Origin of the sequence: Mammaliicoccus sciuri, from assembly GCF_002901825.1 — a bacterium.
In the GTDB taxonomy this organism is placed as follows: domain Bacteria; phylum Bacillota; class Bacilli; order Staphylococcales; family Staphylococcaceae; genus Mammaliicoccus; species Mammaliicoccus sciuri.
The window spans coordinates 177,086-197,826 of record NZ_PPQD01000034.1; the positions used below are offsets into that span (position 1 = coordinate 177,086).

The following is a 20,741-nucleotide window of genomic DNA, read 5'->3' on the forward strand; positions in this document are numbered from 1 at the left end:
TGTATAATAAAGGGATAGATACATACAATGAAGGGATGATTATTTTGTCATTAAGAGATGATGCACTATATATGCATAAAGAAAAACAAGGTAAATTAGGCGTTTATGCCAAAGTTAAAGTTACTAATAAAGAGGAATTAAGTCTTGCTTATTCTCCAGGTGTCGCAGAACCGTGTAAAGATATACATGAAGACGTCAGAAAAGTATATGACTATACAATGAAATCAAATGCAGTAGCTGTTATTACAGATGGTACAGCTGTATTAGGTTTAGGTGATATAGGTCCTGAAGCAAGTATTCCTGTTATGGAAGGGAAAGCAGTTTTGTTCAAAAGTTTTGCTGGTGTAGATGGTGTGCCAATTGCACTGAATACGACAGACGTTGATGAAATTGTGAATACTGTTAAATTATTAGAACCTAACTATGGTGGTGTTAACTTAGAAGATATTTCAGCACCTCGATGCTTTGAAATTGAAGAACGCCTAAAAAAAGAAACTAAAATACCTGTCTTTCATGATGATCAGCATGGTACGGCTATCGTAACTGTTGCTGGTTTGATTAATGCATTGAAAATTACTGACAGAAAATTATCCGATATAAAAGTTGTTTTAAATGGTGCAGGTGCAGCTGGTATTGCAATTATTAAATTATTATACAGTTATGGTGTAAGAAATATGATTATGTGTGATTCTAGAGGTGCGATTTATGAAGACCGTCCATATGGTATGAATCCTACTAAAGACTTTGTTGCGAAATGGACAAACAAAGACAAAACAGAAGGTCAATTATCAGATGTTATTAAAGATGCGGATGTATTCGTAGGTGTATCTGTTGAAGGCGCATTAACAAAAGAATTAGTTGAAACAATGGCTGAAGACCCAATTATCTTTGCTATGGCTAATCCAGTTCCTGAAATTATGCCAGATGTAGCGAAAGAAGCGGGTGCTAAAGTTATTGGTACAGGGCGTTCTGATTTCCCTAACCAAATTAATAATGTATTAGCATTTCCTGGTATTTTTAGAGGTGCATTAGATATTCGTGCAACTCATATAAATGAAGAAATGAAACAAGCTGCAGTAGAAGCAATTGCTAATCTTGTTTCAGAGGATGAATTAAATGCTGATTATGTCATTCCTGGACCTTTCGATCCAAGAGTTGCACCATATGTAGCGAAAGCTGTAGCAAAAGCTGGTATGGAATCAGGTGTAGCACGTATTGAAGTTGATGTTGATGAAATAGAACGTAGAACATATGAATTAGCAGACTTGTCATAATTTTGGAAGGAGACTCACGTTGGATAAAGAAAAGCAAAAAGGATTAATCAAGATTGTCGAACAAATTCAGTCAATTATTGTTGAAAAAAATATTCAAGTGGGTGAAAAACTGCCTTCCGAAAGATTTTTAAGTGAAACGTTAAATGTTGGACGTTCAAGTATCAGAGAAGCCCTAAGAGCATTAGAACTTTTAGGAGTGATACATACTAGAAGAGGTGAAGGTACATTCTTAAGTGATATGTACCAACACCAACTTTTTGATTTAATCGGAAGGTTCTTAATTCATAACGAATCACAATTAGATGAAATTAATGAATTAAAATGGATGATTGAAAATTTCTGTGAAGAACACAATAACATTGAAACAAATTCAAAAGAAGAACTTGTTTCAAATAATAATAATCAAATTATGTATATGATTTGGAAGCTACTCTCTCAATATAGTGATAGATTTGAAAGAGACAATTGTAAATAAAATCAGGGGGATAGTGACATGTTTAAAGACTTGTTCAATCGTAGCCAGAAAAAGAAAAAATATGTAACTGTTCAAAACAGTAAAGATAATGACGTGCCTGAAGGTATCATGACAAAATGCCCTAAATGTAAAAAAATCATGTATACGAAAGAGCTCGTACAAAACTTAAATGTCTGTTTTAACTGTGATCATCATATTGCATTAACTGCTCACGATAGAATTAGAGCTGTGAGTGATGAAGATGCATTTAAAGAGTTTGATGTCGGTATGACTGCTTCAAACCCATTAGAATTTCCTGGATATGAAGAAAAATTAGAAAAAGATAGAAAAAGCACTGGTTTAAATGATGCAGTCGTTACAGGTGTAACGTCAATTGACGGTATTCCTTATGGTATCTGTGTTATGGATTCAAGATTTAGAATGGGAAGTATGGGTGCAGTAGTTGGAGAGAAAATTTGTAGAATTGTAGATTATTGTGCAGATCATAATTTACCATTTGTATTGTTCACAGCGAGTGGTGGTGCAAGAATGCAAGAAGGAATCATCTCACTAATGCAAATGGCAAAGACAAGTGTATCCATTAAACGTCATAGTGATAAAGGCTTACTATTCATTTCATATATGACACACCCTACAACTGGCGGCGTTTCAGCGAGCTTTGCTTCTGTAGGTGATTTAAACTTTGCAGAACCGAAAGCTTTGATTGGATTTGCTGGTAGAAGAATCATTGAACAAACGATTAGTGAAAAACTACCTGACGATTTCCAAACGGCGGAATTTTTATTAGAACATGGCCAATTAGATAAAGTTGTACATCGAAAAGATATGTATAAAACTTTAAGTACTGTGCTCAAGATGCATCATAACGAGGTGAAAGACAATGCTTGAATTTGAAAAACCTTTAGTAGAAATTAAAGAAAAAATAGCATCTCTACAATCTTATCAAGAAAAACATGGTGTAGACTTAACAGATGAAATAGAAATGTTGGAAGCCACTTTAACAAAAGAAACTGAACACATTTATAATAATTTAAAGCCTTGGGATAGAGTACAAGTTGCGAGATTACAAGAAAGACCTACAACTTTAGATTATATCCCTTACATATTTGATGATTTTATCGAACTTCACGGTGATCGAACTTTCCGTGATGACCCAGCTTTAATAGGTGGATTGGCTTACTTTAATGGGTTACCAGTGACAGTTATAGGGCACCAAAGAGGTAAAGACACTAAAGATAATATTTTTAGAAACTTTGGGATGGCACATCCAGAGGGATATCGTAAAGCATTGCGTTTAATGAAGCAGGCTGAGAAGTTTAATAGACCGATTATTACGTTCATTGATACGAAAGGTGCATATCCTGGTAAAGCCGCAGAAGAACGTGGACAGAGTGAATCTATTGCTAAAAACCTAGTCGAAATGGCATCTTTAACAGTACCTGTTATTTCTATTGTCATCGGTGAAGGCGGAAGCGGTGGTGCGCTTGGATTAGGTGTAACCAATCGTCTACTTATGTTAGAAAATAGTACTTATTCTGTTATATCTCCGGAAGGTGCAGCAGCATTATTATGGAAAGATTCTGGGCTTGCTCAAATGGCAGCCGAAACAATGAAAATTACAGCACCTGACTTATTTGATTTAGATGTTGTAGATGAAGTTGTTAAAGAACCATTTGGTGGCGCTCATAAACATCTAGAATCACAAGCTTCACTTATAAAGACATCAATTGAAAAACATCTTTCAGACTTAAGAACATTAAATGCAGAAAGTTTAGTTGAAGATCGTTTTAAAAAGTATCGTAATATAGGAAGTTATATCGATTAAGATATAATAATTGAAAAGAAAATGATTTATACGGATATCATTTCTTTTTATAAATTTATGTATATGTGCATAATTGAATTAAAATTAAGCGATTCCAACTTTTGAAAAATTACAAAAGTTGGAATCTTTTTTTTAAGAAGACGTTTACATATTTAAATAACAGTAGTTTTAATGGAATCAAGCCAATATTTGTGTTATTTTTAAATTAACAAACATATAACAAGAGAGGTCTGTATATTTATGAAAAAAATTGCGGTTTTAACGAGCGGTGGAGATTCACCAGGGATGAACGCAGCAATTCGTGCAGTTGTTCGTAAAGCTATTTATCATGATATTGAAGTTTATGGTGTTTACCAAGGTTACTTAGGCTTAATAAATGATAATATCAAAAAACTTGAATTAGGTTCAGTTGGGGACATGATTCAAAGAGGTGGTACATTCCTTTATTCTGCTAGATGTCCAGAATTTAAAGAAAAAGAAGTGCGTGCAAAAGCAATTGAAAACCTTGAAAAAAGAGGCATAGAAGGATTAGTTGTTATCGGTGGAGATGGAAGTTATAGAGGTGCACAAAGATTAAGCGAAGAAGCTAAAAATCTTAAAACAATCGGTGTTCCCGGTACTATCGATAACGATATTAATGGTACAGACTTTACAATTGGTTTTGATACAGCGCTTAACACAATCATTGATGCTGTCGATAAAATAAGAGATACAGCATCAAGTCATGAACGTACTTTTATTATTGAAGTAATGGGAAGAGACGCTGGAGATTTAGCACTTTGGTCAGGTTTAGCTGCTGGAGCAGAAACAATTTTAATACCAGAAGTTAAATCGGACATTGAAGAAATAGCTGAAAAAATTCAACATGGTATGGATAGAGGGAAAAAACATTCTATTATTATTTGTGCTGAAGGTGTCATGACTGGTAATCAATGTGGGGAAGAATTGAAGAAATTTATTAACATTGATACAAGAGTTTCATGTTTAGGCCACATTCAAAGAGGTGGTACACCTACTGGAATGGATAGAGTGCTTGCTTCTCGTTTAGGCGGCTATGCAGTTGAATTACTTATGCAAGGTGATAGTGCTAAAGCAGTTGGAATTCAACAAAATGAACTTACATGTACTCATTTTGATGAAATATTCCAAGCAGAACATAACATCGACAATAAAATGTATAATTTAGCACATCAATTATCTATATAAAAAAAGAAAAACTACGGAGGTCATTTTAATATGAGAAAGACAAAAATTGTATGTACGATAGGTCCAGCATCAGAATCAGAAGAAATGTTAGAAAAATTAATGCTTGCAGGCATGAACGTTGCTAGATTAAACTTTTCACATGGAAGTCATGAAGAACATAAAGGTCGTATAGATACAATTAGAAAAGTAAGTTCTAAATTAAATAAAAATATTGGTATCTTATTAGATACTAAAGGTCCTGAAATTAGAACACATAACATGAAAGATGGTTTAATTGAGCTTACTAAAGGTAGTGAAGTAACAGTTAAAACAACTGAAGTAGAAGGTACTAAAGAAGCGTTCTCAGTTACTTACGAAAAATTAGCTGAAGATGTAGAAGTCGGATCAACAATTTTACTTGATGATGGTTTAATTGAACTTACAGTTAAATCAGTAGATATCGCTAAAGGTGAAGTTCACTGTGACGTCCAAAACACTGGCGAATTAAAAAATAAAAAAGGTGTTAACTTACCGGGTGTTAAAGTAAACCTTCCTGGTATTACTGATAAAGACGCTAGTGATATCCGCTTCGGTATCGAAGAAGGTGTAGACTTTATTGCAGCTAGTTTCGTAAGACGTCCATCAGATGTATTAGATATCCGTGCAATTTTAGAAGAAAAAGAAAATAACGTTATTAAAATTATTCCTAAAATTGAAAATGAAGAAGGTATTGAAAATATCGATGAAATTCTTCAAGTTTCAGATGGTTTAATGGTTGCACGTGGTGATATGGGTGTTGAAATTTTACCAGAAGCAGTTCCAATGGTACAAAAACAATTAATCCAAAAATGTAATAAATTAGGTAAACCAGTTATTACAGCAACACAAATGTTAGATTCAATGCAAAGAAACCCACGTTGTACAAGAGCAGAAGCAAGTGACGTAGCGAACGCAATTTACGATGGTACAGATGCAGTGATGTTATCTGGTGAAACTGCAGCAGGATTATATCCAGAAGAAGCAGTACGTACAATGCAAAATATCGCAGTAGCTGCCGAAGATGCTCAAGATTACAAAAAATTATTATCTGATCGTTCAAAAATGATCGATACGAATTTAGTTAATGCAATCGGTGTATCAGTTGCACATACAGCTTTAAACTTAAACGTAGAATCAATCGTTGCAGCAACTGAAAGTGGTGCTACAGCTCAAACAATCTCTAAATATAGACCACATTCACACATTATTGCAGTTACACCTAATGAAACAACTGCACGTCATATGACATTAGTATGGGGCGTATTACCAGTTGTGAAAAAAGGTAAACAAACAACTGATGAATTATTAAATAATGCTGTTTCAACAGCTGTTAACACAGGTTTAGTTGATAATGGTGATTTAATCATTATTACTGCAGGTGTACCAACAGGTGAAACAGGTACAACTAACTTAATGAAGATTCATTTAGTAGGTGATGAATTGGCTAAAGGTCAAGGAATCGGTCATCATTCAACAGTAGGTAAAGCTGTAGTGGCAAATACTGCTGACGACTTAAAAGGTAAAGATTTAAGTGAATCAATCGTTGTTACACAATCAACAGATGCTGATATGGTTCCATATTTAGAAAATGCTAAAGGAATTGTAACAGAAGAAGGCGGATTAACTTCACACGCAGCAGTTGTAGGTCTTAACTTAGGCGTTGCAACAATCGTTGGTGTTGAAGGCGCTCGCGAAAAAATAGCAGATGGTACATTAATCACATTAGATCCAAAACAACACAAAGTGTTCGAAGGATATGCTAACGTATTATAATAAATAAAAAAGAGACTGGGATATGATTTCCTAGTCTCTTTTTTTATTTATGAATGCGCATATACTGTTATAAGCAGTTTAGTCCAAAGGTGCAAATACTGGGGTCGTTATAATATATAAATAAGTAAACTAAAAAGGGTCAAAAAAACATCTCATTTACTGATTTATTTAGTAAATGAGATGTTTTTATTTACTTTATTTAAATACTTTACGTTTTTGATTAAAGTACATGATTGTCAAAATGATAAACCAAATTGGTGTAATTAATATAGCGATTAATGTGACTTTATTTGTCATTAATAACACGAATACGAAAATAAAGAATATTAATGTAATCCATGCTACCGGAACACCACCAGGTAATTTGAAATTAGATGCTTTGTTTAATTCTGGTGATATTTTACGATATCTAATATAAGCAACAACAATTAATGACCATACTACTAAGAAAAGTACGGTTGATACAGATGTTACATATTTAAATACTTCACCAGCATCTTTAATCACGTAGTTTAAAAGTACTGAAATCATTAATAAGAAACAACTAAATAGTGTTGCTTTATAAGGGACACCAGTTTTGTTTGTTTGACCGAAACTTTTGTTTGCTTGTCCATTTTGTGATAAACCATAAAGCATTCTACTATTTGAGAAAATACCACTATTACAAGATGATGCTGCAGCTGTTAAAACAACAAAGTTGATAATTGCTGCTGCGATTGGAATACCAATCAGTCCAAATAATTTTACGAATGGACTTTCGGCAGGGTCGATTTTGTCCCAAGGTGTAATAGACATGATGATAATAAGTGAACCTACATAGAAAAGCATAATTCTAATTGGTACACTGTTAATCGCTCTTGGTATTGTCTTATGTGGATCTTTCGTTTCACCAGCAGTAACACCGATTAATTCAATACCTACAAATGAGAAAGCTGCCATTTGGAATGATAAGAAGAAACCATTCATACCATTTGGGAAAATACCATCATGGTCCCAAATATGTGTTAATGAAGCTGTACCGTATGGTGTTTCATATGCCATTACGATCATGATAATACCGACAACGATTAATGCTACAATCGTTGTAATTTTAATAATAGAGAACCAGAACTCTAATTCACCAAATAGTTTAGCAGTCATTAAATTCATTGTCATTAATATGAGTATTGTAAATAATGCTGTAATCCATGTTGGTATGTCAGGAAACCAAAAACTTATGTATTTTGCTACTGCAGTTACTTCAGCCATACCAGTGACAATCCAACAGAACCAGTAAGTCCATCCTGTTATATATCCTGCGAATGGTCCGATATATGTATGCGTGACATCTGCAAAAGAATGAAAATCTGTGTTTGAGAGTAATATTTCCCCTAGAGCTCTCATAAACAGAAATAAAATTAAACCAATAATAATATAGGTCAGCAGTATTGAAGGGCCTGCTGAACTAATTGTTTCGCCAGCACCTAAGAATAAGCCTGTACCTATAGCACCACCTATCGCAATAAGTTGTACATGCCTATTGCTTAATTCCCTTTGTAAATTGTTAGCCATATAAACTTTATCCCTCTTTCATAAACAAACTTTTATGTTATTATTATGCGCTTACTGTAAGAAAATAGCAATTAAAAAATGAATGTCTAACAGCTGTTTGATACCTGTTATCATGATTTATTATTTTTATCATATATAATAATAATAAAAATGAATGGATGAACGATGAAATGACCTATTCTGATTAAAATGATAGGGTATTACTAACTCGTAAATCCTTATGTGTTCACGTTTTTGAGATATATTTTATTTACTATAGCAATATTATAAAAAATATAAAATTACAACTGTTTATTTTTATTCATCTAAAATTACTAAAGAATTTAAAGTTTAAAAGTCCTTCGCATTCACAAATCGTAAGAAATTATATATAATGATAGATGAAAGCCATTACATATATGGGCAATTATTTAGTAAGGGGGATATTATTATGGCACAAGTAGCAAAAGGGTTAGAGGGCATCATTGCTTCTGAAACTCAAATTAGTTCAATCATAGATAATCAATTAACTTATGCAGGTTATGAAATAGATGATCTAACTGAAAATGCTTTATTTGAAGAAGTCATGTTTTTACTATGGAATTTAAGATTACCAAACAAAGAGGAATTAGCAGAACTAAATGAGAAACTACTAGGATATATGACTTTAAACCCTAGAATGTATACACATTTCGAAGATTATGCGACTGATAAAGTTCATCCAATGACTGGATTACGTACTTCATTATCATATTTAGCACATTTCGATCCAGACGCTGAAAAATTTGATGAAGAAATGAACTATGAACGTGCAATTAGAATTCAAGCGAAAGTTGCATCTTTAGTAGCAGCATTCTCTCGCGTAAGACAAGGTAAAGAAGTTGTAAAACCTAAAAAAGATTTAACATATGCAGCAAACTTCCTATATATGTTAAGAGGTGAAGTTCCAACTGATGTTGAGGTAGAAGGTTTTAACAAAGCGTTAATTTTACACGCTGACCATGAATTTAATGCTTCAACATTTACAGCACGTGTAACAGTTTCGACTTTATCTGATATGTATTCAGGTGTGACAGCAGCAGCTGGCGCATTGAAAGGTCCATTACATGGTGGTGCTAACGAACAAGTTATGAAAATGTTAACTGAAATTGGTACTGTCGACAAAACAGATGATTACATTAAAGATAAAATCGCAAACAAAGAAAAAATTATGGGCTTCGGACACAGAGTATATAAAAATGGTGATCCGAGAGCGAAGTACTTAAAAGAAATGAGTCGTCGTATTACAGACGAAACAGGTCAAAAAGAACTGTTTGAAATTTCTTTAAGAATTGCTGAAATTATGAAAGAAGAAAAAGGATTATTACCTAACGTTGACTTCTACAGTGCAACTGTATATCACAGCATGGGTATTGATCACGATTTATTCACACCAATTTTCGCAATTAGCCGTATGTCAGGTTGGACAGCTCATATTCTTGAACAATACAGAACAAATAGAATTATGAGACCAAGAGCTGAATATACTGGTGAACGTGATCGTAAATATGAACCAATTGAAAACCGTTAATTTAATTAATATAATATAACTAACAAATTTAGATGGAGGAATCATATAATGACAGCAGAAAAAATTACAACAAATCAAGGCGTTTTAAATGTTCCAAATAATCCAATCATCCCATTTATTATCGGTGATGGAATCGGACCAGATATCTGGAATGCAGCAAGTAGAGTATTAGATGCAGCTGTAGAAAAAGCATACAATGGCGAAAAACAAATCGAATGGAAAGAAGTATTAGCAGGTCAAAAAGCATTCGATGAAACTGGTGAATGGTTACCAAATGAAACTTTAGAAACGATTAAAGAATATTTAATAGCAATTAAAGGTCCATTAACTACACCAATTGGTGGCGGTATTCGTTCATTAAACGTTGCTTTACGTCAAGAGTTAGATTTATTCACTTGTCTACGTCCAGTACGTTGGTTTAAAGGTGTTCCTTCACCAGTTAAACGTCCTGAAGATACAGATATGGTTATTTTCCGTGAAAATACTGAAGATATTTATGCTGGTATTGAATTCCAAGAAGGTTCAGATGAAGCTAAAAAAGTTATAGACTTCTTACAAAATGAAATGGGTGCTAAAAATATCAGATTCCCTGAAACTTCAGGTATCGGTATTAAACCAGTTTCTAAAGAAGGTACTGAAAGATTAGTAAGAGCAGCAATTAACTATGCGTTCGATAATAATCGTAGAAATGTTACGTTAGTTCATAAAGGTAACATCATGAAATTCACTGAAGGTGCATTCAAAAAATGGGGTTACGATTTAGCTGAACGTGAATTCGGAGATCGCGTATTCACTTGGCAACAATATGATAAAATTGTTGAAGAGGAAGGTAAAGATGCTGCTAATAAAGCACAATCAGATGCAGAGGCTGAAGGTAAATTAATTATTAAAGACTCTATCGCTGATATCTTCTTACAACAAATTTTAACACGTCCTGCTGAATTTGATGTAGTAGCTACAATGAACTTAAACGGTGACTATATTTCAGATGCATTAGCAGCTCAAGTTGGTGGTATTGGTATTGCACCTGGTGCAAACATTAACTACGAAACAGGACATGCAATTTTCGAAGCGACACACGGTACAGCTCCTAAATATGCTGGTTTAGATAAAGTTAACCCTTCATCAGTATTATTAAGTGGTGTATTAATGTTAGAACACTTGGGTTGGCAAGAAGCTGCTGACAAAGTAACACAATCTGTTGAAGCTACAATTGCTTCTAAAGTAGTAACATATGACTTTGCTCGTTTAATGGATGGCGCAACTGAAGTTAAATCTTCAGAATTCGCTGATGAATTAATTAAAAATTTACCATAATAGGATGTTATTTGAGGAAGGTTATTTATTAACCTTCCTTTTATTATAAGGAGATGAACAATATGGCAAGAAAGAAAATTTCAATCATTGGAGCAGGATTTACTGGCGCTACAGCTGCATTTATAGCAGCTCAAAAAGAGTTAGGTGATATTGTACTTGTTGATATGCCTCAATCTGAAAACCCAACAAAAGGTAAAGCGTTAGATATTGCAGAAAGTGCACCGGTATTAGGTTTTGATTCAAAAGTAACAGGTACTGCTAATTATGAAGATACAAAAGATTCAGATGTTGTCATTATTACAGCGGGTATTGCAAGAAAGCCTGGAATGTCACGTGATGATTTAGTACAAACAAATCAAAATGTTATGAAATCCGTAACAAAAGAAATTGTTAAATATTCACCTAATTGCGTTATCTTAGTCTTAACAAATCCAGTTGATGCAATGACTTATACAGTGTATAAAGAATCAGGATTTCCGAAAGAGCGCGTGATTGGTCAATCTGGCGTATTAGATACTGCTAGATTTAGAACATTTGTTGCTGAAGCATTAGATCTTTCTGTTAAAGATGTAACAGGATTTGTATTAGGTGGTCATGGAGATACAATGGTTCCACTTATTAGATACTCAGCAGCTGGTGGCGTACCTTTAGAAAAGTTATTATCTGAAGAAAAAATTGCTGAAATTGTTGATAGAACAAGAAAAGGTGGAGCTGAGATCGTTAACTTACTTGGTAATGGTTCGGCATACTATGCACCAGGAGCAGCTTTAATTGAAATGACAGAAGCAATATTAAAAGATCAAAAGAGAGTATTACCTTCAATTGCTTATTTAGAAGGTGAATATGGTTATCAAGACATTTATTTAGGTGTACCAACTGTATTAGGATCTAATGGTATTGAAAAAATCATCGAGTTAGACTTAACTGATGAAGAAAAGCAATTACTTGATGAATCTGCTCAGTCTGTTGAAACAGTAAAGAATATTTTACAATAAAATAACAGTTGAAAGGCGCATTCTGCTTTGAATGCGTCTCTTTTATTTAGATAGTGTTAACTTTTTGTAAAGTTCTCTAAATAACCATTATTTTTTTAATAATTTAAGTTATAATTATATTAAATCGCTTAAGGAGGACCTTGAATGTCACAAAAAGTATTGGTAGTAGACGATGAGCAATCTATCGTTACATTGCTTAAATATAATATAGAACAAGCTGGTTACCAAGTAATTGTAGCTTATGATGGAGTTCAAGCGTTAGAGAAAGTAAATGAAGAGAAACCAGATTTAGTAGTATTAGATGTAATGTTACCTGAGAAAGATGGAATTGAAGTTTGTAAAACGATTCGATCAGATAAAAACCAAGTTCCAATTCTTATGCTTACAGCTAAAGACGATGAATTTGATAGAGTGTTAGGTCTAGAATTAGGTGCAGATGATTATATGACTAAACCATTTTCACCTCGTGAAGTTGTAGCACGTGTTAAAGCTATATTAAGACGTGTTGGGCAAGTTGAAAATAAAAACTTAGAAGAAGATGAAGATATTATTTTAGGTGCAATTAGAATTAGGCCCGACTTCTTTGAAGTGTACAGAAATGATGAATTATTAGAATTGACACCAAAAGAATTCGAACTTTTACTTTACCTTATTGAAAGACAAGGTCGTGTGATAACTAGAGAACATATGTTGAATTCTGTTTGGAATTATGAATTTGCTGGAGACTCTAGAATAGTAGACGTGCACATTAGTCATTTGAGGGATAAACTTGAAGAAAACCCTAAGCAACCTCAATTCATTAAAACGGTGAGAGGTTTAGGCTATAAGTTAGAAAGACCAAAGAATAATGATTAAGTTCTATAATAAATTACTAATTATACTTACAACGGTTACTGTTGTAAGTTTTCTTATATTAGGGTTTTTCCTTCATAATTCTAGTTACGATTTAATTTCTAAACAACAGCAAAAATTATTAAAGACTGAATCCAAAAAAGTATACGATATTGCAAAAAATAATCCAGAAAATATTAAAGATATTTTGAGTGTGTTTGATCAAGATATTTTACTGCAAAAAGATGGACGTGTGTTATATCGATCAAGTGAAAAAGATACAAATATATTTAATCAAAATAAAAAGCAAGCTATATCTGATGCAAAGGCCTTTGATGAATATTTTGCAGTAGATAAGTCAGAATCTGAAGTGATGTATGCAAGAACATATGGTGATTATACAGTTGTCATTGCTAAACATACAGATACGATAGAGATTATTCAAAAAGATATTTGGAAATATTTATTATTAGTCTTATGTTTTACATTACCTTTAATCTATTTTGTCGTTCGATATATTAACACTTCTTATATACATCCTATTAAAGAAGTGACATATGCTACTAAATTATTGGCTTCTGGAAAATATCGTGTTAGAGTGCCAGAAAGTAATGTGAAAGAAACGAAAGAACTTTTTGTTAATACGAATGAACTTGCTAGAACATTAGATAATTTAAATAATGAACAGAAATTGCAACGTAATCGATTGGAAACGACTTTAGAAAATATTCCAAGTGCAATATTAATGTTAGATAGAGAAGGTGTTATTGTAATAGCGAATAAGACGTATCATGACTTGTTTGACAGAAATAGTCATGCTGAAGGGCAGTTATTTAAAGAAGTAATGCCTAATGTTGAGATCATACAGATGATGAACGAAGCTTTAAAATTAGAAAAACCTATGTTTGAACAAATTGAAATGTATATCAATGATGTTCATAATAAGTTTTTTGAAGTATCTGCAATTCCAGTATTATCTCGAAAAAAACGAAATCTATTAGGTTTAGTTGTCGTTATGCATGATATAACGAAGTTGAAGAAATTAGAACATATGAGAAAAGATTTTGTGGCAAATGTATCTCATGAATTAAGAACACCAATCACATCGATAAAAGGATTTGCAGAAACATTATTAGATGGTGCAAAAAATAATCCTGAATCGTTAGATATGTTCCTAAATATCATGTTAGAAGAATCTAATCGAATTCAATCACTTGTTCAAGATTTGCTCGAGTTATCAAAAATCGAACAAAATAGCGAGATACCGAAAGAACAAATATCATTAACAGAAATTGGCGAACATTCGATTAACACAGTATCAAATGTTGCTTCTAAAAAAGACATTCACATTACAAATCATATCGATAAAGAAGTATATGGATACGGAGATAAAGATAAATTAACACAAGTATTGATTAATTTATTAACGAACGCCATTAGTTATTCACCGAAATCTAGTGAAGTTATTATAACGATTAAAGAAGTAGATGATGGTCAAATCATTTCTGTGAAAGATAATGGTATAGGTATATCTAAAGATGAACAAAAACGAATTTTTGAAAGATTTTATCGTGTTGATAAAGCGCGTAGTAGAGATTCAGGAGGAACAGGACTTGGTTTATCCATTACTAAACATATTGTAGAAGCACATAATGGGCAAATCAAAGTAGAATCAGAAGTTGGAAAAGGATCTAACTTTATTGTAAAACTCTTTAATAAGTAATCTTTATATAATCTTTACAATTTATTCATATTGAATTAATCATGACGAGATAGAATAAACATAGACCCCTTCATTTTGATGATTATGCGAAATACATTGTGTATTTCGCTTTTTTTTGTGAAAAATTAAATATCGGTTTAACTATTTATATCATTACACTATGATAACGTTTTATTTATGCGAAACAATCTTATTATATAGTGAGATATGATAAAATATAATCAATATAAAGATGGAGGTATCTTATCGTGGAAAAATTGGTACTGATTGATGGTAATAGTTTATCATTTAGGGCATTTTTTGCTTTGCCTTTATTAACAAATAAAGCTGGCGTTTATACGAATGCTATATATGGTTTTACAATGATTTTAGATAAAATAATCAAAGAAGAAGAGCCAACTCATTTTATGGTTGCTTTTGATGCTGGAAAAACAACTTTCAGAAATAATATGTACAGTGAATATAAAGGTGGTCGTGAGAAGACGCCGGATGAATTAAGAAGCCAATTACCATATATCCGACAACTTGTGGAAAGTTATCATATTAAACATTATGAATTAGAAAATTATGAAGCAGATGATATTATCGGTACATTATCTCGTGAAGCGGATGAGAAAAATATTAAGACAATTATTATTACGGGTGACCGAGATTTAACTCAGTTAGCAAGTGAAAATGTAACGATTTATTATACTAAAAAAGGTGTAACAGATATTGATCATTACACACCTGAATTTATCGCTGAAAAATATGACGGTTTAGTACCTAACCAAATTATTGATATGAAAGGGCTTATGGGTGATAAGTCAGATAATATACCAGGTGTGCCTGGAATTGGTGAAAAGACAGCAATTAAATTACTGAAACAGTTTGAAACTGTAGAAGGTGTATATGAAAACATTGATGAGTTAAAGAAATCAAAAATGAAAGAAAAATTAATAGATAACGAAGACAATGCCAAGTTAAGTAAAGAGCTTGCTACGATTAATCGTGAGTCTCCTATTGAAGTTACAATAGATGAGTTGAAACTTACAGATCAAAGTAATGACGAGAAAATAAAGTTATTTAAGACATTAGAATTCAAACAATTGCTTGATCAAATGGATGCAAGTGCTGAAGCAACAGATGACCGTGAGATTGAATACTCAACTCATATTGATGACTTTGATTTTGATAGTGTGACTGAAGCGGCTATTCATTTTGAAACGAACGAAGCAAACTATTTAAAAGCAGATATACTTGGATTTGCTATTCATGCAAATGACGAAACATATGTTGTTTCTCCTGATGTTTTAAAAGAGCATAAAAAATTACAACAATGGCTTGAAAATGATCAAGTAACGTTTGCAACATATGACGCTAAAAAGACGATTATATTATGTAAAAGGTTAGGTATCGAAATAAATGGTATTCAGTTCGATACAATGTTAGCGAGTTATATTTTAGATCCTTCTAGAACGATTGATGATGTATACTCAGTCGTATCAGAATTTGGCATTTATTATGTACCGAATGATGAAAGTATATATGGCAAAGGTAAAAAGTTGCACGTCCCTGAACAAGATATGCTTTTTGAAAGTATCGCTAAAAAGGTAACGGCAGTTTATGAAACAAAAGATAAAATGATTCAATTACTAGATGAAAAAGATCAATTAAGTCTACACGATGACTTGGAATTACCGTTAGCACGTGTATTAGCTGAAATGGAATATATCGGCATAACGGTTGATAAAGATACTTTAGTTGAAATGCAAGAAGATTTGAAAGTACGTATCGATAAATTGATTGAACAAATTCATCATCTTGCTGGTTCGGAATTCAATATTAATTCACCAAAGCAGTTAGGTGTCGTATTATTTGAAGATTTAAAACTACCAATTATTAAAAAGACAAAGACAGGTTATTCAACTGCAGTTGATGTGTTAGAACAATTGCGTAATGAACATCCAATTATTGAAGATATATTAGTCTATAGACAGCTAGCTAAACTTCAGTCTACTTATATTGAAGGATTACAAAAAATGATTACGTCTGAAGGGAAGATTCATACGAGATTTAATCAAACATTAGCTCAAACGGGTCGTTTGAGTTCAGTTGATCCTAATTTACAAAATATACCTATAAGATTAGAAGAAGGTAGAAAAATTAGAAAAGCATTTAGACCAAGTAAAGAGAATCACGTAATATTTGCTGCTGACTATTCTCAAATTGAATTACGTGTATTAGCAGATATTACAGGCGACGAACATATGAAAGAGGCATTTACTGCTAATGAAGATATCCATACGACAACTGCAATGCGTGTGTTTAATGTGAGTAAAGATGAAGTAACGTCAAATATGAGAAGACAAGCAAAAGCAGTTAACTTTGGTATTGTATATGGTATTAGCGACTATGGTTTAAGTCAAAGTTTAGGTATTACAAGAAAGGCTGCCAAACAATTTATTGATGATTACTTAGATAGTTTCCCTAAAGTAAAAGAATACATGGATACAATCGTACAAGATGCTAAACAAAAAGGTTATGTAGAAACGCTACTTCACAGAAGAAGATATACACCAGACATAACAAATCGTAACTTTAATTTAAGAAGTTTTGCTGAGAGAACAGCTATGAATACACCAATTCAAGGTAGTGCAGCGGATATTATTAAATTAGCAATGGTACAATTTGCGAATAAGATGAAAGATAAAGATTTTAAAGCTAAATTATTATTACAAGTACACGATGAATTAATATTTGAAGTTCCAGAAGATGAATTAGAAGCATTCCAACCGTTTGTAGAAGATATTATGGATAATGCACTCGAGTTATCTGTACCATTAAGTGTAGAATCTAGTTCAGGACAAACTTGGTATGATGCTAAATAATAAAAGGAAAGAAGATCATATATGCCAGAGTTACCAGAAGTAGAAAGTGTTAAAAAAGTGATAGAACCTAAAATTGTCGGTGCCACAATACAAAAAGTAACTTTTTCAGAAAAAGTTGAATTGGGCAAATCGACAGGTAAAGAAACAATTATTAAAGGTAGTTCTTTAGCTTTATTCAAAGAACGTACTGAGCATTACAAGATTATAAGTGTATATCGTAGAAGTAAATATATTTTTATGGAAATAGATAACGGTGAAAATAGCAATGTTATTATGTGTCACTTTGGTATGACGGGGGCATTCTTTACAGTTCCAGAATTAAATCATATTGAAGTTGATAACCATAGGAAGCATTGGCACGTCATATTTGAATTAGATAACGGATTACAGCTTATTTACACAGATATTAGAAGGTTCGGTGAATTAAGAGCATTAGAAGATTTAAGTGAATATCCTTCAGTCTTAAAGATTGCACCAGAACCGTTTGTTGAAGAAGCTTACCAACATTACTTAAATAAAGTAATGTCAAATAAATTTATAAATAAACCAATTAAAGTCGCGATATTGGACCATACAGTTATTTCAGGTTGCGGTAACATTTATGCTTGTGAAGCTTTGCTAAGAGCAGGTGTTCTTCCAATGAGACCAGTGAAAGACTTAACTTTAAAAGAGTGTAAAGTGGTCTTTGATGAAGTGGTTAACGTGTTAAAAGAGGGTATCGATAACGGTGGTTCAAGTATATCTGATTACTACAATGCAGATGGTGAAAAAGGGACAATGCAAGAAAAGCATAGAATATATGGTAAAAAAGTGTGCGGCCAATGTGGTGGGCAAGTATTACAAAAAGTCATTGCCACAAGAAACACGCACTATTGTCCAAATTGTCAAAAGTAGGTGTAAAAATGGCGAAAGTAATAGGTTTAACTGGAGGTATTGCAACTGGAAAGTCTACAGTATCTCATATTTTAAAAGATAAAGGATTTTGTATAGTAGATGCCGATGTAGCTAGTCGAAAAGCAGTCGAAAAAGGAAGCGATGGTTTACAACAAGTTAAAGAAGTATTTGGAGAAGAAGCAATTATAGATGGTGAAATGAATAGACAATATGTTGGATCTATCGTATTCAAAGATCCAACAATGCGAGAAAAACTAAACAATATTATTCATCCGATAGTAAGAACAATAATGGATAAAGAAAAAGAAGAGGCATTAAGTAATGGTAAAAATGTCATAATGGATATTCCGTTATTGTTTGAGAACAAACTGCAAAATACAGTCGATGAAACTTGGTTAGTTTATACAAATCAAGAAACTCAAATATTACGTCTTAAAGAACGTAATCAGTTAAGTGATGAAGAAGCAGAAGCAAGAATTCAATCACAAATACCAATAGATGAAAAGAAAACATTAGCTGATTGTATTATTGATAACAATGGAACTTTAGACGACTTACGTCATAATATTAATGATTTACTTAAAAGTAAGGCATTAAATCTTTAAAATTAAATAAGCTTGATATGAAAGTGGATGGATAGCATTTGTTATTCATCTACTTTTTTAATTTATTTAAGAAAAAGATAATAGAAAACGTTTTCAACAAACTTTTAATGTGATATACTAATTGCAATAAATAGTATATCACATTAAAAGGAGTTCTCGACTATGAAGAAAAATATCGCAATTAATGGTTTAGGAAGAATTGGAAGAATGGTCTTAAGAGGTGCACTTAAATCAAATGATTTAAATATTGTGGCTATTAATGCTTCATATCCACCAGAAACAATTGCTCATTTAATTAAGTATGATTCTACACATGGCAAATTAGATGGAGAAATTAAAGCAGTTGAAGATGGCATCATCATTGATGGTCATAAAATTTTACTTGTATCTGAAAGAGATCCTAAATTATTACCGTGGGGAACTTTAGGAATTGATATTGTTATAGAAGCAACTGGTAAATTTAATCATGGAGATAAAGCTATTGCACATATTGACGCTGGCGCTAAGAAAGTTATTTTAACAGGACCATCTAAAGGTGGCCATGTTAAAACAATTGTTAGAGGTGTAAATGATGATGCACTTGATTTAAATGATTTTGATATTGTTTCAAATGCATCTTGTACAACGAATTGTTTAAGCCCGGTAGCCAAAGTTTTAAATGATACATTTGGAATCGAAAATGGTTTAATGACAACTGTACATGCATTTACAAATGACCAAAAGAACTTAGACAATCCTCATAAAGATTTGAGAAGAGCACGTTCTTGTACGGATAGTATCATTCCAACTTCAACAGGTGCAGCAAAAGCATTGTCACTTGTACTCCCTGAATTAGAAGGGAAAATGCATGGAATGGCATTAAGAGTTCCAACTTCTAATGTTTCACTTGTTGATTTAGTTGTAGATTTAAAACAAAATGTAACAGTTGAAGAAGTAAATGCAGCATTACGTCAAGCTAGTAATGGACCATTAAAAGGGATAATGGATATTAATGATGAACCACTTGTTTCAATTGATTTCAAAACGAATCCACATTCAGCAATCGTTGACGAACAATCTACAATGGTCATTGCAGATAATAAAGTGAAAGTACTCGCTTGGTATGACAATGAATGGGGCTACTCAATGAGAGTTGTTGAACTTGCAGAACAAATTGCTCAAATACTTTCAGAAGTGAGAGAACAAAAAATTTCATAAGTGATATAAGTTACATTTAAAACGTAATGTGGTAAATTAAATACCGCATTACGTTTTTTATTGAATAATAATACTGTTAAGTATCTATAAGTGCATTTTGAAAAGTAGTGAGCGTTTAAAAAAATAACAAACTACTGTATAATCAACCTATGTAATAAGTATATGAGGGGTGAAACGAATGAGATGTCCAAACTGTAAATATGAAAATTCTAAAGTTGTAGATTCTAGACACGCGGATGATTTAGTGGCAATTAGAAGACGAAGAGAATGTGAATCATGTGGATTTCGTTTCACAACTTTTGAAAGGGTAGAGCTCACACCTTTAATCGTCGTAAAAAAAGACGGCGCAAGACAAACATTTAATAGAGATAAAATATTAAACGGTTTAGTACGTTCTTGTGAAAAAAGACCAGTTGCTTATCAAAAATTAGAAGAAATCACAAATCAAGTTGAAAAGGAATTAAGATCTGAAGGTAATACAGAAGTATCTTCAAATGATATCGGTGAAAAAGTTATGGAACATTTAATGGATGTCGATCAAGTATCTTATGTAAGATTTGCGTCAGTATATAGAGAATTTAAAGATGTCGATCAATTATTAAAGTCTATGCAAGGCATATTGAAAGACCGAAAGTAAG

At 32.5% G+C, this 20,741-nt stretch carries 17 protein-coding genes; 16 read left to right on the forward strand and 1 reads right to left on the reverse strand.

Annotation, left to right across the window (positions count from 1 at the left end; genetic code table 11):
- The first annotated feature begins 44 nt into the window (after positions 1 to 44).
- The 6 genes from ystJ to pyk all read left to right on the forward strand — a co-directional run bounded on the left by ystJ (position 45) and on the right by pyk (position 6,571).
- Positions 45 to 1,274, forward strand: a complete 1,230-nt coding sequence (ystJ, locus tag CD035_RS12310) for an NADP-dependent malic enzyme (RefSeq protein ID WP_048539603.1) — start codon at positions 45 to 47, stop codon at positions 1,272 to 1,274.
- Positions 1,275 to 1,293: 19 nt separating this feature from the next.
- Positions 1,294 to 1,749 carry a FadR/GntR family transcriptional regulator gene (locus CD035_RS12315; protein ID WP_025904315.1) on the forward strand — a complete coding sequence of 152 codons (456 nt, stop codon included), beginning with the start codon at positions 1,294 to 1,296 and terminating at the stop codon, positions 1,747 to 1,749.
- Between the two features lie 18 nt (positions 1,750 to 1,767).
- Complete coding sequence (gene accD / locus CD035_RS12320) at positions 1,768 to 2,637, forward strand: acetyl-CoA carboxylase, carboxyltransferase subunit beta (protein WP_025904314.1); 870 nt, start codon at positions 1,768 to 1,770, stop codon at positions 2,635 to 2,637.
- A complete protein-coding gene (locus CD035_RS12325; protein ID WP_048539604.1) occupies positions 2,630 to 3,574 on the forward strand; it encodes an acetyl-CoA carboxylase carboxyltransferase subunit alpha in 945 nt (314 codons plus the stop codon). The genes accD and CD035_RS12325 overlap by 8 nt, the downstream gene beginning before the upstream one ends.
- A gap of 240 nt (positions 3,575 to 3,814) precedes the next feature.
- Positions 3,815 to 4,780, forward strand: a complete 966-nt coding sequence (gene pfkA / locus CD035_RS12330) for a 6-phosphofructokinase (protein ID WP_048539605.1) — start codon at positions 3,815 to 3,817, stop codon at positions 4,778 to 4,780.
- Positions 4,781 to 4,810: 30 nt separating this feature from the next.
- Positions 4,811 to 6,571 (forward strand): pyruvate kinase, encoded by a 1,761-nt coding sequence (gene pyk, locus CD035_RS12335; protein ID WP_048539606.1) that lies wholly within the window; start codon positions 4,811 to 4,813, stop codon positions 6,569 to 6,571.
- A gap of 195 nt (positions 6,572 to 6,766) precedes the next feature.
- Here the strand turns inward: pyk and CD035_RS12340 are convergent, their stop codons facing one another.
- Complete coding sequence (locus CD035_RS12340; protein WP_048539607.1) at positions 6,767 to 8,122, reverse strand: amino acid permease; 1,356 nt, start codon at positions 8,120 to 8,122, stop codon at positions 6,767 to 6,769.
- A gap of 430 nt (positions 8,123 to 8,552) precedes the next feature.
- Between CD035_RS12340 and CD035_RS12345 the strand changes: the two genes are divergently transcribed.
- The 10 genes from CD035_RS12345 to nrdR all read left to right on the forward strand — a co-directional run bounded on the left by CD035_RS12345 (position 8,553) and on the right by nrdR (position 20,740).
- Complete coding sequence (locus CD035_RS12345; RefSeq protein ID WP_048539608.1) at positions 8,553 to 9,671, forward strand: citrate synthase; 1,119 nt, start codon at positions 8,553 to 8,555, stop codon at positions 9,669 to 9,671.
- Between the two features lie 48 nt (positions 9,672 to 9,719).
- On the forward strand, positions 9,720 to 10,988 hold the full coding sequence (gene icd, locus CD035_RS12350) for an NADP-dependent isocitrate dehydrogenase (RefSeq protein ID WP_048539609.1): 1,269 nt from the start codon (positions 9,720 to 9,722) through the stop codon (positions 10,986 to 10,988).
- A gap of 62 nt (positions 10,989 to 11,050) precedes the next feature.
- The gene (mdh, locus tag CD035_RS12355; protein ID WP_048539610.1) at positions 11,051 to 11,983 is read left to right on the forward strand and encodes a malate dehydrogenase; all 933 of its coding nucleotides are present in this window, start codon (positions 11,051 to 11,053) and stop codon (positions 11,981 to 11,983) included.
- A 144-nt stretch (positions 11,984 to 12,127) separates the two neighbouring features.
- Positions 12,128 to 12,838: a response regulator transcription factor gene (locus tag CD035_RS12360; protein WP_048539611.1), complete on the forward strand. Its 711-nt coding sequence runs from the start codon at positions 12,128 to 12,130 to the stop codon at positions 12,836 to 12,838.
- Positions 12,831 to 14,537 carry a two-component system histidine kinase PnpS gene (gene pnpS, locus CD035_RS12365; RefSeq protein ID WP_048539612.1) on the forward strand — a complete coding sequence of 569 codons (1,707 nt, stop codon included), beginning with the start codon at positions 12,831 to 12,833 and terminating at the stop codon, positions 14,535 to 14,537. Before CD035_RS12360 ends, pnpS begins: the two co-directional genes overlap by 8 nt.
- 248 nt (positions 14,538 to 14,785) lie before the next feature.
- A complete protein-coding gene (polA, locus tag CD035_RS12370; protein WP_048539613.1) occupies positions 14,786 to 17,407 on the forward strand; it encodes a DNA polymerase I in 2,622 nt (873 codons plus the stop codon).
- Positions 17,408 to 17,428: 21 nt separating this feature from the next.
- Positions 17,429 to 18,301 (forward strand): DNA-formamidopyrimidine glycosylase, encoded by an 873-nt coding sequence (gene mutM, locus CD035_RS12375; RefSeq protein WP_048539614.1) that lies wholly within the window; start codon positions 17,429 to 17,431, stop codon positions 18,299 to 18,301.
- Between the two features lie 8 nt (positions 18,302 to 18,309).
- On the forward strand, positions 18,310 to 18,906 hold the full coding sequence (coaE, locus tag CD035_RS12380) for a dephospho-CoA kinase (protein WP_048539615.1): 597 nt from the start codon (positions 18,310 to 18,312) through the stop codon (positions 18,904 to 18,906).
- Between the two features lie 162 nt (positions 18,907 to 19,068).
- Positions 19,069 to 20,103, forward strand: coding sequence for a glyceraldehyde-3-phosphate dehydrogenase (locus CD035_RS12385; protein WP_048539616.1), 1,035 nt, complete (start codon positions 19,069 to 19,071; stop codon positions 20,101 to 20,103).
- Between the two features lie 178 nt (positions 20,104 to 20,281).
- Positions 20,282 to 20,740 (forward strand): transcriptional regulator NrdR, encoded by a 459-nt coding sequence (gene nrdR, locus CD035_RS12390; protein ID WP_025904300.1) that lies wholly within the window; start codon positions 20,282 to 20,284, stop codon positions 20,738 to 20,740.
- Position 20,741 lies beyond the last annotated feature (1 nt).

Bases quoted from the DNA above. Each gene is read 5' to 3' on its own strand.
- accD (WP_025904314.1), top strand. From the start codon at position 1,768: ATGTTTAAAGACTTGTTCAATCGTAGCCAGAAAAAGAAAAAATATGTA.
- CD035_RS12325 (WP_048539604.1), top strand. From the start codon at position 2,630: ATGCTTGAATTTGAAAAACCTTTAGTAGAAATTAAAGAAAAAATAGCA.
- pfkA (WP_048539605.1), top strand. From the start codon at position 3,815: ATGAAAAAAATTGCGGTTTTAACGAGCGGTGGAGATTCACCAGGGATG.
- pyk (WP_048539606.1), top strand. From the start codon at position 4,811: ATGAGAAAGACAAAAATTGTATGTACGATAGGTCCAGCATCAGAATCA.
- CD035_RS12340 (WP_048539607.1), bottom strand. From the start codon at position 8,122: ATGGCTAACAATTTACAAAGGGAATTAAGCAATAGGCATGTACAACTT.
- CD035_RS12345 (WP_048539608.1), top strand. From the start codon at position 8,553: ATGGCACAAGTAGCAAAAGGGTTAGAGGGCATCATTGCTTCTGAAACT.
- icd (WP_048539609.1), top strand. From the start codon at position 9,720: ATGACAGCAGAAAAAATTACAACAAATCAAGGCGTTTTAAATGTTCCA.
- mdh (WP_048539610.1), top strand. From the start codon at position 11,051: ATGGCAAGAAAGAAAATTTCAATCATTGGAGCAGGATTTACTGGCGCT.
- CD035_RS12360 (WP_048539611.1), top strand. From the start codon at position 12,128: ATGTCACAAAAAGTATTGGTAGTAGACGATGAGCAATCTATCGTTACA.
- pnpS (WP_048539612.1), top strand. From the start codon at position 12,831: ATGATTAAGTTCTATAATAAATTACTAATTATACTTACAACGGTTACT.
- mutM (WP_048539614.1), top strand. From the start codon at position 17,429: ATGCCAGAGTTACCAGAAGTAGAAAGTGTTAAAAAAGTGATAGAACCT.
- coaE (WP_048539615.1), top strand. From the start codon at position 18,310: ATGGCGAAAGTAATAGGTTTAACTGGAGGTATTGCAACTGGAAAGTCT.
- CD035_RS12385 (WP_048539616.1), top strand. From the start codon at position 19,069: ATGAAGAAAAATATCGCAATTAATGGTTTAGGAAGAATTGGAAGAATG.
- nrdR (WP_025904300.1), top strand. From the start codon at position 20,282: ATGAGATGTCCAAACTGTAAATATGAAAATTCTAAAGTTGTAGATTCT.